13 protein-coding genes are annotated in these 14,999 nt (G+C 64.5%); 4 read left to right on the top strand and 9 right to left on the bottom strand.

Annotated elements, in window-relative coordinates; all coding sequences use genetic code 11:
* Window positions 1-59: 59 nt before the first annotated feature.
* The 4 genes from Q319_RS25485 to Q319_RS0109580 all read right to left on the bottom strand — a co-directional run bounded on the left by Q319_RS25485 (window position 60) and on the right by Q319_RS0109580 (window position 4,459).
* Complete coding sequence (locus Q319_RS25485; RefSeq protein WP_162178632.1) at window positions 60-1,694, bottom strand: NPCBM/NEW2 domain-containing protein; 1,635 nt, start codon at window positions 1,692-1,694, stop codon at window positions 60-62.
* A 93-nt stretch (window positions 1,695-1,787) separates the two neighbouring features.
* Window positions 1,788-2,684, bottom strand: coding sequence for a hypothetical protein (locus Q319_RS0109590; RefSeq protein WP_051655243.1), 897 nt, complete (start codon window positions 2,682-2,684; stop codon window positions 1,788-1,790).
* A 531-nt stretch (window positions 2,685-3,215) separates the two neighbouring features.
* Window positions 3,216-3,986 carry an MBL fold metallo-hydrolase gene (locus Q319_RS0109585; RefSeq protein WP_029482138.1) on the bottom strand — a complete coding sequence of 257 codons (771 nt, stop codon included), beginning with the start codon at window positions 3,984-3,986 and terminating at the stop codon, window positions 3,216-3,218.
* Window positions 3,987-4,072: 86 nt separating this feature from the next.
* Window positions 4,073-4,459 (bottom strand): MerR family transcriptional regulator, encoded by a 387-nt coding sequence (locus Q319_RS0109580; protein ID WP_245619087.1) that lies wholly within the window; start codon window positions 4,457-4,459, stop codon window positions 4,073-4,075.
* Window positions 4,460-4,576: 117 nt separating this feature from the next.
* Between Q319_RS0109580 and Q319_RS0109575 the strand changes: the two genes are divergently transcribed.
* Window positions 4,577-5,350 (top strand): alpha/beta hydrolase family protein, encoded by a 774-nt coding sequence (locus Q319_RS0109575; protein ID WP_245619085.1) that lies wholly within the window; start codon window positions 4,577-4,579, stop codon window positions 5,348-5,350.
* A gap of 461 nt (window positions 5,351-5,811) precedes the next feature.
* On the opposite strand, the gene Q319_RS0109565 is transcribed toward Q319_RS0109575, so the two are convergent.
* On the bottom strand, window positions 5,812-6,780 hold the full coding sequence (locus Q319_RS0109565; RefSeq protein WP_051655241.1) for an NAD(P)/FAD-dependent oxidoreductase: 969 nt from the start codon (window positions 6,778-6,780) through the stop codon (window positions 5,812-5,814).
* Complete coding sequence (locus Q319_RS0109560; RefSeq protein ID WP_029482129.1) at window positions 6,758-7,231, bottom strand: Rrf2 family transcriptional regulator; 474 nt, start codon at window positions 7,229-7,231, stop codon at window positions 6,758-6,760. Before Q319_RS0109560 ends, Q319_RS0109565 begins: the two co-directional genes overlap by 23 nt.
* Before the next feature lie 455 nt (window positions 7,232-7,686).
* Between Q319_RS0109560 and Q319_RS25480 the strand changes: the two genes are divergently transcribed.
* Window positions 7,687-9,978, top strand: a complete 2,292-nt coding sequence (locus Q319_RS25480) for a putative bifunctional diguanylate cyclase/phosphodiesterase (RefSeq protein WP_051655240.1) — start codon at window positions 7,687-7,689, stop codon at window positions 9,976-9,978.
* Between the two features lie 214 nt (window positions 9,979-10,192).
* Here Q319_RS25480 and Q319_RS0109550 read toward each other — a convergent pair whose 3' ends face one another.
* Both Q319_RS0109550 and Q319_RS0109545 read right to left on the bottom strand, forming a co-directional pair.
* On the bottom strand, window positions 10,193-10,543 hold the full coding sequence (locus Q319_RS0109550; RefSeq protein ID WP_034414502.1) for a hypothetical protein: 351 nt from the start codon (window positions 10,541-10,543) through the stop codon (window positions 10,193-10,195).
* A 91-nt stretch (window positions 10,544-10,634) separates the two neighbouring features.
* Window positions 10,635-10,844 carry a hypothetical protein gene (locus Q319_RS0109545; protein ID WP_029482124.1) on the bottom strand — a complete coding sequence of 70 codons (210 nt, stop codon included), beginning with the start codon at window positions 10,842-10,844 and terminating at the stop codon, window positions 10,635-10,637.
* A 1,631-nt stretch (window positions 10,845-12,475) separates the two neighbouring features.
* On the opposite strand from Q319_RS0109545, the gene Q319_RS0109540 reads away from it, so the two are divergent.
* Entirely contained in the window at window positions 12,476-13,549 is a 1,074-nt protein-coding gene (locus Q319_RS0109540; RefSeq protein ID WP_029482122.1) for a zinc ribbon domain-containing protein, read from the top strand.
* 41 nt (window positions 13,550-13,590) lie between these two features.
* Entirely contained in the window at window positions 13,591-14,418 is an 828-nt protein-coding gene (locus Q319_RS0109535) for a phage NrS-1 polymerase family protein (RefSeq protein ID WP_156039258.1), read from the top strand.
* Between the two features lie 138 nt (window positions 14,419-14,556).
* Here Q319_RS0109535 and Q319_RS0109530 read toward each other — a convergent pair whose 3' ends face one another.
* Entirely contained in the window at window positions 14,557-14,964 is a 408-nt protein-coding gene (locus tag Q319_RS0109530; protein WP_156039257.1) for a hypothetical protein, read from the bottom strand.
* Window positions 14,965-14,999 lie beyond the last annotated feature (35 nt).

The raw sequence follows: 14,999 nt of genomic DNA, 5'->3' as shown, positions 1-14,999 counted from the left end.
ATCTGACAAATGCCAATCTAGCTGCGGCTGGATGCCCGTGCAGACATTGGACTGACCACTCAAGGACCAGGCACTGGGCTGGCCTGCCAGCTATTGGCCTTCGTTCCTCCATCACGTGGCTGGTTGTCACCTGTAAAGATGAATCCGTCGCCCAGGGCTGCTGCGACGCCCGACACCCGGAGTTCAGGCAAGGAACTCAGGGCCGTCCAGGTCCTGGCTTGCGGGTCATAAGCCGTGACCTGATCGGTCGGCACGTCATGTGACGTCTCGCCGCCCGCCACCACGATCCGCCCACTCAGGACGAACGTGGAATTGGTGGTATGGCTCAACGCCTGCGGCATCGGTGGCAGCGTGGTCCAGCGGTTGGTGGCCGGATCGTAGGCTTCCGCTGAACTGAGGGTGGTCAGGCGGTCGTCGTGACCCGTCTGACCGCCGATGGCGTAGATCAGATTGTTCAGTACCGTCGAACCCAGGTGGTTGCGCCCCACCTGGAGCGGGGCGGCACTCCTCCATTGGGTGTCACCGGCAGCCAAGTCCAGCACCCAGTGCGTATTCAGGTCCTGGTTTCGTTCAGGATTGGTGCCGCCGAAGTAATGCAGCTTGCCTGCCAGATATTCCAGTTGCCCGGCAGCGCTGGCCACTGGCAGATCGGGGAGAGGGATATAGCTATTCTTGACAACGTTGTATTTCCAGACGGCGCGCGTCCCGAAGATCTGCGCGGTCCAGCCTTCGTCGGTGGTGTACCCGCCAGCGTAATAGATGTCGGTGCCGTCAGTGGTCATGCCTGCATGCGTCACGCCCCGCTCAGGCATGGGGGCCAGCGCTGTCCAGCGGTTATTGGCCGGATCATACTTGTGTGCGCGGTTCGTGGGGGTACAGCAGGCTTTGAGGCTATCGAAGCCGCCGAATACGTACAGTTGGCCGCCTACCATCTCGCCCTGCGCCTCACCGACGGGCTGAGGCTGGGGTGCGATTGTTGCGTACGTGAACGTGTTGGTGGGCGCGGGCGGAGCTGGTGGAGTGGGATCGGGTGGCGTTGGGTCTGGCGGCGTGACCTCGGTGGGTTCGCAGTTCACCTGAGCCTCGGCCCAGTCGGCATGGTCATACGCGATACCGTCCCCGCCGTCTGTCACCACCAGCTTCAGTTCCTTGATTCCAGTGATAGCCACTGAAAACATCTTGGCCGCATTCGCCCCCGTCATTTTGCCGCTGTCGCCGCCGCCGAGTAGTTTGCCGTCCCCGAACACCTGAAACACCACGCTGCCACGGTCGGCCACCTCCTCGTCGATGCCTACAGTGGCGCTGAAGGTGGAACACTGACCGTTCAGGGCATAGACCAGCGTGCTGTCCGCGTGAACTCCCAGACCTTTTTCAAAGCTCTGGGTGCCAATCTTGAGGGTCTGGCCGTCCCCCTGTTCTTGATCACCGTTGCTCCTATCCAACTCGGTGGGACCCCAGGCATTGCTGGCTGAGGTGTAGCTCAGATCGGACAGGAAGTTTGGACCCGTCTTGATCGGCCTGCCATCGAGACCGCCCGCCTCGCTCCAGGGATAGGTCTGGCCGCCCGCATAGGGATCGGGCAGTCCTCCAGGTTCGGGGGAAGGAGGGGACGAACAGCCGATCAGCAGGCCCATCCCCAGCAGGATTGTGGCCAGTTCCCTGAACACCCTTGGTCTCAGATTCGCTGATTTCATGGTCCCCTCCTTCGCTCCCTTCACGCCCTCAACACCTTTCCCCACCATTACACAGTCAACCGATCTTTTGGAGGGTGCCTTTTCAAATCAGGGTTAGCGCTCGACGGTGTAGTCCAGACTCAGCGCCTGCCCTTTTGTTCCGGCTGCGAACATCTTGTCGAAGGGCGTGGCGGTCAAGCGGTGCTGACCAGGCGCGAACTGGCCGGAACCGCAAGGGAGGTAATCACCCTTGTTGCCCTTCTGGTCCTTGGTGTCGCCGCACAAGGCGAAGGGGGCCTCGTTCTCCACATAATCGTTGACGCCCTTCTGAGCGAAGCGGACACTGTTCACGCCGCCGCCCACGTTGGCCCGCATGTTCAGGCGCGGTGGCAGTGCCGACAGCCGCAGGCGTGCGCCGGGGCGCAGGGGATCGAAACCAGGAACAGGCTGATTGGTGTCAGCGTTGATCAGGGTGAAGCTGGCCACGGCCAGGGCAGGGACGGGTTTCTGGACCGAAGGCTGGGGACCTGCCACCACCGTGTAGGTCAGTGAAGCTGCCAGCCCCGCTGTTCCGCCGCCATTGGCCGCGTCAAAGGGCGTGACCAGCAAACTGTGCTTGCCGGGCGCGAAGACTGCCGCCGGGCAGGGTTCATAGTTGCCGCCACTGTCGTTGCATAGCGAGTACGGCGCGCCGCCCTGCAATCGGTAATTGCCGTTGCCGTCCAGACCGAACCACACGCTCCTGACTGCGCCTGAGACGTTGGCGCGCACATTCAGCCGTGCGGGCAGCTTGGCCTTGTCCAGCGTGGCCCCGGGCCGAATCGGATCGAAACCAGGAACAGGTTGATCGGTATCGGCATTGATCAGGGTCAGACCTGTGACGGTGGGCGGAGCAGTGGGGTTGACTGAGATGCTCTGGCCCTTGACGGTCTGCGCGGCGGCAGGAAGGGCGAGGGTAGCGAGAGCGAGAGCGCCCAGCAGGGCAGCGGTGGAGAATGTGGTCTGGGACATAGGACTCCTGAGATACGGCGGGATGCCAGAAGATGGCAGGAAGGAGATGACGGGAACCGCCGTCTGTACCCCTGATCTACCGGGTCAGGATGATGGCAGGCTGACTGGGGCGCACATTCGCGCGGTCGCCTCAAGCACCCGAAAATATCCGTTCAGTTCATGGGGAGACAGCCAGATCTAAGGGACACGCCACCTCAATCCTGGCCAGACCAAGCATGTCGTTAAGCAGACTCAGTCGGAAATTCTGGCCTCTAGTTTCTGGTGAGTGGGGTGACCAGCCTCACCTGCCCCAGGGACAACTGAAGACATCCCTAGGCTCTGACTTCGAGTCAATGGAGTGACCCAGCAGGCGTTGAACTGGGGTGTTAGCAGATTTTTGACCTGTTCGCCTGACCATCCATGCATCTGGCGGGTAGACCCAAAATTGACAGAAGTGTTGCGGATGAAGGCTGAGCCTGTCCTATGGGACAGGCTCAGCCTTCTGACCCAGACGGGGTCACCAGCGTTGCGCCGTTCAGTGTGGGCTGTGGCTTACAGCGTCACGGCCTGGCCGTCGTCCGGGACCAGCAGCTGCGCTGCACAGCCCTGCTCCGCTGCGAACGTGCGCAGTTCGTCCCGCGACAGCACCGAGTGGTTGACCGCTTCCATGTGCGAGGCCACCAGGATTGCGTCCGGCGCGGCGCGGTGGACGGCCAGCACGTCCTCCTTGTTCATGATGATCGATCCCAGCCCGACCACCTGCGCGTCGCCGCAGTTGAGGATGATCACTTCCGGGTGATACGCACCCAGCGCCTGCTGGACGTGATCGTTGTAGAGGGTGTCGCCGGCCAAGTACAACGTCTTCTCGTCCGGGTGTCGGAACACCACGCCGCTGACCTCCCCGAGAATCTCGCCGATGGCGGCGATGGCCGCGTCCGAGCCGTGCTGCCCGGAGGTTTTGGTCAGGGTGACGCCTCCAAATTCGCTGGTCTCGCTCAGCAGGCGGACGTCCGTGAACCCGGCGGACCGCACCAGCTGCGCGTCCGCGTCGTGCTGCACGAAGATGGGCAGGGTCCTGGGCACCTGCTGCTGGGCGACGTCGTCCCAGTGGTCCTGGTGGGTGTGGGTGACGATCACGGCGTCCACGGCAAACAGCTCGCTGAGCTGAACGGGCAGCGCCACCGTGGGGTTGCGGCGGTCACTGTTCACGGTGCCCTCCAGGCCAGGATAGGCGCCCTGCTCGGCGAGCATGGGGTCAATCAGGAAGGTCTTGCCGGCGTAAGTGAGCTTCAGGGTGGCGTTGCGAATCTGCTGAATCTGCATGGTGGAACTCCTTGTGCGGTGGGTGGCTGGGTATGAGGAGGGAACGCACAACCGGACAGGTCGGGTGCGGGGAAGAGCGCGGAGCTTCAGTCGGTGGGGCTGACCTGTCCGCCGACCGCCTGGGCTTCCAGGTGCCGGGCGTCCGCTTCGAGCTTCTCGCGCAGGCGCTGGAGGGCAGCGATCCGTGCGTCCACGTCCGCGATCTTGCGGACGTACAAGGCGCGCACCTCCTCCACGGGGGCGTCCAGCGTGGTGTGCCCGGAGCGAAAGCAGGGCACCCGTTCGCGAATTTCGTCGAGCCTGAACCCGGCGCCGAGGAACAGCTGAATGAGCTTGACCCGTTCGACGTCCTCCATCTGGAATGCCCGGTACTGGTTGTCCCCCCGGGTGGGGGTCAGCAGGCCGAGGCCGTCGTAGTGGCGAATGGCGCGGGCACTGACGCCGGTTGCGCTGGCGAGTTGTCCGATCCGCATCGTCTCCACACCGTCAGGGTAGACCCTGACACCTGTGTCAGGGTCAAGGGCTCAGGTCAGACATGGAGCAACGATAAAGACGGCCTGGCCCCTTGGCGGGCGTACAGAATGGAGGGCATGTTCATTCCCGGCCTGACCCTGCCCCCACTTCCAGATGCAACGTTGGTGAGCCTCCCGGGGCCTGCCGGCGAGCTGGGCGGATACTTCTGGCGGCACCCGGGTGAAGCTCCTGCGGCGCTGCTGCTGCACGGCTGGGGGCAGGATGCGGGCGCGATGGTTCATCCGGCCCGGCAGGTGCACGCCGCCGGCTGGCACGCCCTGAGCCTGTCCCAACGCGGTTGGCGGGGCTCGGCGGGCTGTGACGACTACGGCCTGAGCGGGCCAGCCGATCTGGGCGCGGCGCTGGCGTGGCTGACCGGACAACCTGGAGTCCGGGAACCGCTGGTTGTGCTGGGCTTGAGCATGGGTGGACTGAGCGCGCTGCTGAGCGTCTCCGTGCCCGGGGGACAGGCCTCCCGAGCCACGCACGTGGTGGCGGTGAGTGCGCCCACGGATCTGCGTGCGGTGTATGACGCGTCCAGCATCCGCTTCCTGAGGCGCTGCTACGACGCGATTCTGACCCCGGAACAGTGGTGCGAAGGCTCGCCGGTGACCCACGCCGCCGGGCTGAAAGTGCCGACCCTGGTGGTGATCGGCGCGCGCGACCGCATCTGTGCGCCGGAGATCGGCCGGCAGTACGCCGAAGCCGCTGAAGTCCGGCAGATGGAGGACGCGAACATGGCCCACGAGCCGGACGAGGCCCAGTGGGCCGTCATTGTTCGCGAGCTGGTGACCTGGACCCAGAAGGCTGAGGAGAGCACCCACACACTCGGCATCAGGCCAGCCCTGTAACCCTGGGAGAGTGGACATCCCAACAGGCTTCCAGGACCCCCCTACGGTTCACGGGGGCCCTGGAAGCGTCGGCCTGAGAACCGTGATCGTCCGGCTGTTGGAATGTTCGCGCTTGTAGTGTCAACAGCTCGCGCTGAACAACTGGAAGACGGGCGGTGGGCGAGGCGTGATGATTCTGCCGACCGGAGCAGTGAAGACTCTGGGCGCTCAGTCGGCCAGGCGCGACACGCCCCGGAGCCCCCTGATCTGCGTACCCACCCAGGATCTGACGCACCACTGGGACTCGGGCCTGCTTCAGGACGCCGGTCCAGATGAAGGCTCTTCGGGCCAGTCCGTCGGAAGTGCTTGACGGAAGGACGACAACGGGAACCCGGACAACGCATGGGTTCCCAGAAGTTGTGGACGGCAGAAAAAAGGCGATTGGTCCTGAGAACCCAGTGGAGAGACCCGTCCGGGACAGCTCAGTCCGACGCCACCTTTTCCAGCGCGTCCAGCGGCCCAAAGATCAGCGACTGGTGCAGACACACGCCTGCGAAGACACCGTCAGCGGCGGCCATGCTGGCGTTGGCGACGCGCGGCGTCAGATCGCCCGCCGCATAGACCCCCGGTACGGTGGTCTGCTTGAACGCGTCAGTCTGAAGCAGCGGCCCCTGCATCCCCTCCTCGGTGGCACAGCCCAGTTGCCCGGCAATGTCGCTGGCAAAGCGGATCCGTGAACCCAGAAACAGGGCGTCCAGTGGGATCAGGCGTCCATCCTCCAACCGGACACCACTCAGGGCCGGAGACTCACCTTCCAGTGCCGTCACCACGCTCTTTTCTATCTTGATGCCGCGCCCCTTCAATTTCGCCAATGTCAGTTCGTCTGGATGCGGCTGTCCATTCAAGAAGTAGGTGACTGGCCCCCAGTCGGAGATCAGCAGGGCCTGATGGGGTGAGAAGGGGCCAACACTCAGCACGCCCAGCCGCGCGCCCTTGACCTCATAGCCGTGACAGTACGGGCAGTGCAACGCCGTGATGCCCCAGCGCTCCTTGAGGCCAGGAAGGTCAGGCAGGATGTCCACCACACCGTAAGCCAGCAGCAGTTTTTTGGCATGGAACGTCTCGCCGGCTTCAGTGGTCACACTGAAGCCGCTGTCCTCCTGTGCGGCGGCAGTGGCCCGTGCGTCCAGGAAGGTGACATTCGGGTAGCGGCCCAGATCAGCGCGGGCCTGCGCGATCATCTGCGCTGGACCCTGGCCGTCCTGCCCAAAGAAGCCGTGTGAGTGAGCGGCGAAGCGGTTGCGTGGTTGGCTGCTGTCGATGATGCAGACGGGACGGCCACTGCGGGCAATCTGCATCGCACCGGACAGGCCCGCATAACTGCCGCCGATCACGATAGCGTCATAGGGGGCTGCAAAAGAGTGTGACTCAGCGCTGGTCTGGGATGGCATGGGGATTCTCCTTGTGGGTGTGGGCGTAGATCTTGATGCGTTCACTGAAGTCGGTCGAGAGGGCGGACAGGGTCAGGGTGCCGAGCTGCGTGGTAATCAGATTCTCGGCTTCCCGAAAAGCGTCGTTCAGGGCCACGTTGACAGCCTGCTCAATCAGGCAGGTGGGCGCGTCGTGGCGGTTGCCCACCGCAAACAATCGGGGAGAGCCAAGCGCCTGATACACGTCCAACACGGTGGTTTTTGCCGGGTCACAGCTCAGCCGCCAGCCGCCGCCGTGGCCCTTCTCGGAGCGGACCAGTCCGGCGTCACGCAGTCCGGCCATCGTACGGCGCACCACGACAGGATTGGAGTTCATGGCGGTGGCGAGCTGTTCAGAGGGAATGGCATTCTCGGCCTCCATCAGGTGCAGGAGCAGGTGAAGCACGCTGGAAAGTCGGCTGTCTAAATTCATGACACATCAAATGTTGCATGATTTGGCGCAGTCTGTCAATGGCCACCTGAACTCTTGGGGAAGGCTCATCCTGCGTTCTGGGGGCCGGGATCAGAAGCGGGGTGAACAGCGGCTCCAATGGCGAATAACCACAACAATGGGTGTTCTCTGGACGCTGACTTCTGGTCAACAGCGTGACACAAAACGCCCCACGGTGAGCCGAAGTCGTCTCTCGGGCAGGATGTCAGTTTGGGGTACACCCAATCTGACATTAGGTGCGCCACTAAGCCGATCCCCAACGATGTCCATCCTGACTTGAGGGGCTTGAGCTGACACCAGCAGGAGTCCTGTTGAATTCGGATGACAAGTTGGGCTTTGCTGGCCAGCAGGCGTGCCCTGTTCTCAGCTCCTGCCTCATCCGCTTGGCTTTGACTCATGTGACTGCGCTGTGAGGGAGCATATTGGAAACTGCGCCCATGTCTTTGCGTGGCCTCACCTGGACGCCACCTTTCCTGGCCGTCTATCTGGTGTGCTACGCAGCCTGGCTCCTGCTGGGCGCGCCCTCCGGGACCTACGCACCGTTGCTGGCCAATCTGTTGATCGTCCCTCCCTCCCTGCTGGGGGCATTGGTGGTCTGGCAGGTGGCCCGGCGGTCAAAGATGTCTCCCTTCCGGACCTGGCGCTGGTTCAGTTACGGCCTGCTGTTTTATGGACTGGGATTGGTGGTCTACACCATCTATAACGCGCTGGGTCAGTCGCCCTTTCCGTCGCTCGCAGACCTGGCCTACCTGGCGGCCTTGCTCTGCTTCTCCGTGGGCCTGTTCGCCTTAAAGCGTGAGCGGCTGGGCCTCCTGCATACGCTCAGCTTCCTCACCGACGCCGCGCTGGTCACGCTGGTCCTCGGTGATCTGCTGTGGCAAATCTCCATTCGGGACACGCTGAACGAATATGCCCAGCCTTCTCTGGCCCTGTGGGCTTCACTGGCATATCCGGTGATGGACCTGCTGCTGTGCGCCGCCACCGTCACGCTCGCGTTGTGGCGGCCCCTGGGCATTCAGCGGCGTGTGGTTGCCCTGCTGGCCGCCGGGATGCTGTCTTACCTGGGAACTGACGTCGTGTACTACGACATGCTGGCCCGCGAAACCTATGCCCCTGGGGCGCTGATTGATTTTGGCTGGCCGCTTGGCGCGTTCCTGATCGCCTGGGCTGCATATCTCAGCAGTCAGGCCCAGGCCCATTCCCTCCTGCACCACCCGTCCGGTGAACGCTGGAAGCGGCTGCTCCCGCACTACGCGGTGCTGACCGTGTTCGTGGCGTACCTCGGCACCCACCTGCGCGCGCCCCTGGACGTCCCGCAGCAAGTGGTCCTGTGGCTGGTCGTGGCCCTGTTCGTCCTGCGCCAGTTTCTGGTCCTGACCGACAACCAGCACCTGCAAGTGCGGCTCACCCACCGCGCCGAACACGACCCACTCACGGGGGTGCGCAACCGCCACGACCTGGAGGGTGGACTGCAACGCCAGATCGACGAGGCCCGCACCTGGAACGGTACGGTCGCGGTGCTGTTCGTGGATCTGGACCGCATGAAACTGATCAACGACACCTTTGGTCATCCGGTGGGGGACCAGATCCTGCGGGCGGTGGCTGAGCGGTTGGCCGCCCAGTTGCCACCGAACGCCGTGATCTCGCGTTTTGGCGGTGACGAGTTCGTGGCGGTTCTGCCCAACGCTGCTGCGCCCCAGGCAGCCCAGGTGGCCCAGGCCCTGCTGGACGCGGTGGGGCAGCCGTTCCAGATCGGTCCTGAGATGCTGAATCTCACGGCCAGCATTGGGGTGGCGCTGGCCCCTGATGATGCCAGCGACGCCGCCGAGGCCATTGGGCACGCGGACGCGGCCATGTACCGGGCCAAGCAGGCGGGCAAGGGGACCTGGCGCTTTGCCAGTGAGCAGCTCAACGGTCTGCACATGCCACAGGCCCAGATGGAAGTGCTCCTGCGCGGCGCGCTGGAACGCGGCGAACTGTCGATGCACTTTCAACCGTTGCTGGATCTGGGCAGTGGCCGGGTTCGCAGCTTTGAGGCCCTGATGCGCTGGGTCTCCCCGTTGCTGGGGTCAGTTTCACCCGCCGACTTCATCCCGGTGGCGGAGGCCCGCGAGATGATGGGCAGTCTGGGGCAGTGGGCTTTGCGGGAGTCCATTCGGCAGATGTGCGCGTGGCAGACCGAACTCCCCGGCGTGAGCGTGGCGGTCAATGTGTCGGCCATGCGCTTCGCCCATCCAGATTTCGTGGCGGACGTCTGCGCCGCGCTGGCAGATCACGGCGCGCTGCCCCAGCTCCTGACGCTGGAGGTCACCGAGAGTGCCGTGTTGGCAGACGTCAAGCAGGCACGGCATCAACTGATGGAGCTGCGGGCGCTGGGGGTGCGCGTGGCACTGGATGACTTCGGGACGGGCTATTCCAGCCTGGGACAACTGCGCTCGCTGCCAGTGGACGTGCTCAAGATCGACCGGGTCTTTATCCAGGACAGTCAGACGGATGGGGCCTTTATCGAGGCGATGGTGGCTCTGGGGCATAGCCTGGATCTGATGGTGGTGGCCGAGGGGATTGAGGACGCGTGTACGGTGGCCCGGCTTCGTCAGCTGGGCTGTGATCTGGGGCAGGGCTTCTACTTTGCGCGGCCCCAGCCCGCAGATGAGGCGGTGGCGGCGATGGTCCAGGCTCAGGGGAGCCTGCTGTCTGAGTTTCAATGGCAGCCAGACGGTGTGGAGTGACATGAAAGGGGGACAGCTCAGGATTTCAGTCCAAAGCGTCCCCCTTTCCGGTAAGTGGCGTTACCAAGAAGACTTGCCCCGGGGACAACCGAAGTTAGCTCTGGGGTCTCACTCCCAGAAGTCAGCGTGACCACAAGGGGACAGATAGCCTGAGAAGGTGCCCAGTCCGCCCGCTTCTTCCTCGCTGTCTGGGCGGAGCGGGCGGACGATCTGCTCAGCGATCTGGATCCTGCTCAGGCGGCCAGACGAGCTCGTTGCCGGCGAGGGCCGACTCAGCGGTGCCACCAGTGCCAGTGCGGCAGGTGAAAATTTTGCGGAGATAGTCCGCAATTGTTTCCAGCTGCTCGGTCACCGTCTCCACCTGCTCAGCCATCCGTTCCAGCTGCTCAGCCATCGTCCCCTGACTGGCCTGCAACTCGTCCTGGCGGTCCTCCACCCTGGCGAGGGCCGTGTCCAGTGCGTCGAGGCGATCCATCAGCTCAACCACGCTGGCCGGCGGGATCGGCTCGATGTAAAGCATTTGTCCGAATGGAAGCATCAGAAAAAAGACTTCTGATGCTTCCATTCTCTCCTTCGGAGCTGTACCAGTCCCAAATTCTCAGTAAAATCCACTCACTTCGTTCGGTCAAAAGCGAACAGCTCTTTTGACAAATGCTCTACTGGCCCAGCACGCGCTCCAGCGCTGCACGGAACGTCATGTTGGATTGTCCCAGGGTGAGCCTCCGGGCGCGCTGCATGTCGTCCACGGTCTGGCTGTCGAGCCGCGTCTCGGTGGTCCGGCCCGTGAGCTGGGCGTGGATGGCGAGCCATTTATGGACGGTCGAGGGCGTTGTCTTGAGTTCGTCGGCCAGTTCTGATCGGATCATTCCCTGACCGTAACTGGAGGGTCTGTGGTCCACCTGGCCGCGTCCTGCTCCAGGCTGGCCGCGTTGTGCAAACCCGCCGGCTGGACACTCCGGGCCCCTGTCGGGGGCCCGGGCTGGGGGCACCAGGAGCTTGGTGGATCTGACGATGCTGGCGCCAGCGGCATGGCTGCCATAAGGAGAGATCGCTCAGGAGCTGCTGGCCTGTGAGTATCCATATTCATCGCCGGCACTGGTTGATCGCACCCAGACCACCGTGCGCACTGTCGCGTGTGCCTGTACCCACCATGGGTTGTCAGTTGTGGGCGGCGGCCCAGCCTGAGCAGTGTGCGTACGCAGCATCCACGTTGCCCTTGGCGCCGGCGCTCCATTACTGGGGGGCTTAACCTGACTACGCGTCGTGGGCCTGGCTGGGCGTGTGCCTGGCGGCACGCCACTGTGCCGTCAGAGCAGCTCTCATCTTTTTGCAGCGCAAGCCCCAGCAACGCCCGCGTGGACGGATCGGGCGGTTCTGCACAGGACTCAGCAAAACTTTGAATGACCTAGAACTTCTAAGCCGAGCTGTCCTCCCCTTCAACGGGCGCGATCTACCGTGTAAATGCGCGGCTCAGCCACATTTCCCCACGGATTCCCATCCCCGCTCGCCAGCATCGTCGGCAGCGTTTGCACGGGCCGCAGCCACGGTGCAACCCACCGCGCGCGACATCCCACGCTGCAATTCACCGTGCGTTGCATGACGCACCTAGACCTACTGCGCGCTGCATCTCACGCTGTAACCCACCATGCGCTAGATCCCACGCTGCACCCATCGCGCGCGACATCCCACGCCGTAACCCACCGGGCGTTGCGTGACGCGCTCGGACCCACCACGCACTACGTCCCACGCTGCAATTCACCGTGCGTCATGTCGCGTGGGTGACCTACCGCCGGCGAGTGGCAACGCGGCACCGAACACCGCCGGCGGATTGTGCAGGCTCCACCCACCGCTGGCTCTGTCAACCCATCACCAGCAGCATCGGCGGTGAGTGAAGCCACCAAGGGCTGGCGGCGTAATCCCCTTCACGCCGCCAGCGGTGCGTTGTCATTGCGCCGCAGACCTGGGTGGGGAGTACTGGGGATTCCGGCGATGGGTGCTCCGTCAGCATGTCGCGGCAGGTTCTCATCTGCCAGCGTGCTGGATGGCCTGAATGCCCTGCTGCACAGTCAGCTCAGGTAACCACGGGAGGGCGCAAAACTTTGAATGACCTAGAACTTCGCCCCAGTTGTACCAGGGTGGCCGGAAGCGGGGCCGCGTTGACTGGCACCTTCCCAAAGGGTCTGTCTTCCCGTCGGCGGCGCACCAGTCGGCCTTCTGAAGCCCCGCTCCCGGCTCCCCCCGCACGCATCATGGCCAGCACCAGCGCGCCCTGGAGCCACGTTTCGCCGCCGCATGGCTGGACCCACCGTGGGGGTCACCACGCACGTAAACCCATCGCCAACCCACCGTGAGCGGCCACGGGCCGGGCCGTCACCCACCGTGGGCCCACCCGCAGCGCCGGCGGCGGAGAAAAGAGCAGGAGGGTCACCTGGGGAAAGTGAAAAAAGCCTGTGCTGAACGGGACAGAATAGACCAATCCCCTCAGCCAGGAGCAGGAATGAACGACCAGACACACCACACCTCCCACGTGATTCGCGTGGACCGCAGCACCTACCGGCACCTTCAACAGGCCGTCGCCTCTGGGCAATTGCAGCCCAACGCCGAGCACCTGGACGTGATGACCCATGGGCAGATCTACCGCCCGAACGTCCAGATGTTGAACGCCCAGATGCTGATACATGACCGCGAACTCCAGCTTGGTTCTCTGACGATCACTGGCGAGTTTTACCGCGTCCCAGAACAGGAATACACGTCCATCATCACCGCGTCGCTGGGTGCCTACCGCCAGTACCCGGACGTCTACCCGCTGCTGACCGCGCTGCTGTCGCCGATGACGCCGGCGGACGAGACGACGTGGTTGCAGGACGTGCGCTTCACTGTCGCCCAGGGCCGGCAGCTGGCGAGCGGCACGGACATGGTTGACGACATCTGGACACCCACTGCGTGGCTGCGTGACCGCACTCGCCTGATTGAGCTGGGCGGCGACTGGTTCATCGTGCTGTACGTTGCCCAGCCCCCGCGCCGCGCTGTGCCAGAGGGACACGACGTGATCGGTGTCGACATCGGTCTGAATCCGTTGGCGACGGCGGCGTGGGGCCAGCAGCATGCGGTGACGTGGCGCCTGGCTGAGCCGGCTGTGCCCGCCGGCGAGTCGGCTGAGGTGCGCTTGCTCGCCGAAACCCTGACCTACGCCGCGGCGCGCGCGGCGCTGGAGGACCTGATGGTGCAGGTGCTGCCCCAGGCGGGCACGCTGGTGCTGGAGACCATCGGCTACGCGCAGTTTCGGGGCGATTTCACTGCGTCAGCCCGCCGGCGCGCGGTGGCAGATTGGCACCAGTCCTGGGGGCCGCAGCGCGCGTACGCCCGGGGCATTCGGGTGGTGCGGGTCCCTGCAGCGTTCACCAGTCAGACGTGCAGCCAGTGCCGGGTCTACACCCTGGGCACCCGGCAGGGGGCCACGTTCACATGTCCCCAGGGGCATGTTCTGAACACCCACATCAACGCGGCACGGAATTTGGTGCGCCGCTACTGGGGGCTGCAGGCCCGCGCCCGGCGCCGGCGCGTGGCTTGACCGTCACGAACCAGGGGGGCAAAATGCTTTGCCCTCCCACTTTGCACCGACTTGGTCACTTGCAGGCCGCGCTGCCAGCGGAACTGCTGGAACTGGAAACTTGGTTGCCGTGGCTGGCCCTGCCCCGGGGCAATGGCAGGACAGGCAAAGTGCCGGCGCTGCCCAAGGCCGGCACGCTGCGCCCGATTGACTGCCGTGGGGCCGGGGTGACATTGGAGGCGGCCCACGACTTGGCTCGCCGCCACCAGGCAGGAGGGATCGGGATCGTCCTGGCCCCCGACATGGGACTGACTGTGCTGGACCTGGACGCGCCGCTGACCCTGGCTGCTCAGGCGCTGCTGCGGGATGTTGCCGGCTACGCAGAGCGCTCGCCGGGCGGTGGCGTCCATGTGTGGCTGGGCGGCAGTGTGCCACGCAACCGACGGCATCTGGGGATCGAGATGCTCGGCCACGGGTTCGTGACCGTGACCGGCGCGGCGCTGAGTGGACGGGGCCGCGCCCTGGGCACCCTGGGATCCGTGCCGGAGCAGCTGGGCAGCGCGCCCCCAGACTCGCCCAGAGCGCTGGCCCCCACCCTGGCGGACCGCGAGGTGCTGCTGCGGCTGTTCGCGGCCGCCAACGGCGCGCGCGCGCGGGCGCTGTTCGAGAGGGGGGACTGGGCCGGTCTGGGGTACTGTTCGCCCAGCGAGGCCGACCTGGCCGCAGTGCGCATGCTGCGTTTCTATTGCACCGATCCAGAGCAGCTGGCCCGCCTGATGCAGGGCACCGCGCTGTGCCGAGCAAAATGGGGGCAGGGCGATTACCTGGCACGCACCATCCGGCACGCGCTCAATCTCGGTGGACCCGTGTGGTGCGTTCCGGCGGGCTGACTGTACCTGTCACACCGATGATTTTGGACACAGGGAGAGGGAACTCACAGGCCAGCAGAAATGAGCGCTCAGAGAGCAGCAGCAAAAGGCGCCGCCTCAGAGGGCGGCGCTTCAGCGCGTGTGAGAGACCGGAGAGGATCAGGGGGCTGAAGGTGTCGTGGCGGGCAGCAGTCCCAGGGCCCGTGCCGCTGCCATTGGGTTGCCATCGAACCGCCCGCTGACGTTCCAGGCGGCCCTGAGGGTCATGGCCAGCACGGCCACATCGAAGGGGTGCATGGCCTCGATTCGCCACTGCAGGTTGGTCCCATCGATGTCCCACTCCTCGGCCAGACCGTATTCCAGCGCGTCCTCCAGCCACAACGCGAGGTGATGGGCCGATCCCGGCTCAATGCCAGTGCCGTTCATCATGGACAGCAGGGCACCCACCTCGGGCTCCGTCAGGGTGAGTTGCTGAACCGCCCGCTCCGCGTGCACCACGAACATGGCGAGCGAGTCACGGGCGATCTCGTTGATGTGGACGTCCACCGGGGCAGCGACCAAGCGCATCAGCCTCTCGATCCGGGGGTCCCCCTGGACTGGCA

This window comes from Deinococcus marmoris DSM 12784 (genome assembly GCF_000701405.1).
GTDB lineage: Bacteria > Deinococcota > Deinococci > Deinococcales > Deinococcaceae > Deinococcus > Deinococcus marmoris.
The sequence above is the reverse complement of the archived record's forward strand: the minus strand, read 5'-3'. Positions and strand labels throughout refer to the sequence as shown.

Excerpts from the sequence above, each read along its gene's own strand:
- Q319_RS0109580 (WP_245619087.1), bottom strand. The coding sequence starts at position 4,459 with ATGCGGATCGGACAACTCGCCAGCGCAACCGGCGTCAGTGCCCGCGCC.
- Q319_RS0109565 (WP_051655241.1), bottom strand. The coding sequence starts at position 6,780 with ATGCCATCCCAGACCAGCGCTGAGTCACACTCTTTTGCAGCCCCCTAT.
- Q319_RS0109530 (WP_156039257.1), bottom strand. The coding sequence starts at position 14,964 with ATGCGCTTGGTCGCTGCCCCGGTGGACGTCCACATCAACGAGATCGCC.
- Q319_RS0109585 (WP_029482138.1), bottom strand. The coding sequence starts at position 3,986 with ATGCAGATTCAGCAGATTCGCAACGCCACCCTGAAGCTCACTTACGCC.
- Q319_RS25480 (WP_051655240.1), top strand. The coding sequence starts at position 7,687 with ATGTCTTTGCGTGGCCTCACCTGGACGCCACCTTTCCTGGCCGTCTAT.
- Q319_RS0109540 (WP_029482122.1), top strand. The coding sequence starts at position 12,476 with ATGAACGACCAGACACACCACACCTCCCACGTGATTCGCGTGGACCGC.
- Q319_RS0109550 (WP_034414502.1), bottom strand. The coding sequence starts at position 10,543 with ATGGAAGCATCAGAAGTCTTTTTTCTGATGCTTCCATTCGGACAAATG.
- Q319_RS0109575 (WP_245619085.1), top strand. The coding sequence starts at position 4,577 with ATGTTCATTCCCGGCCTGACCCTGCCCCCACTTCCAGATGCAACGTTG.
- Q319_RS0109560 (WP_029482129.1), bottom strand. The coding sequence starts at position 7,231 with ATGAATTTAGACAGCCGACTTTCCAGCGTGCTTCACCTGCTCCTGCAC.
- Q319_RS0109590 (WP_051655243.1), bottom strand. The coding sequence starts at position 2,684 with ATGTCCCAGACCACATTCTCCACCGCTGCCCTGCTGGGCGCTCTCGCT.
- Q319_RS0109545 (WP_029482124.1), bottom strand. The coding sequence starts at position 10,844 with ATGATCCGATCAGAACTGGCCGACGAACTCAAGACAACGCCCTCGACC.
- Q319_RS25485 (WP_162178632.1), bottom strand. The coding sequence starts at position 1,694 with ATGAAATCAGCGAATCTGAGACCAAGGGTGTTCAGGGAACTGGCCACA.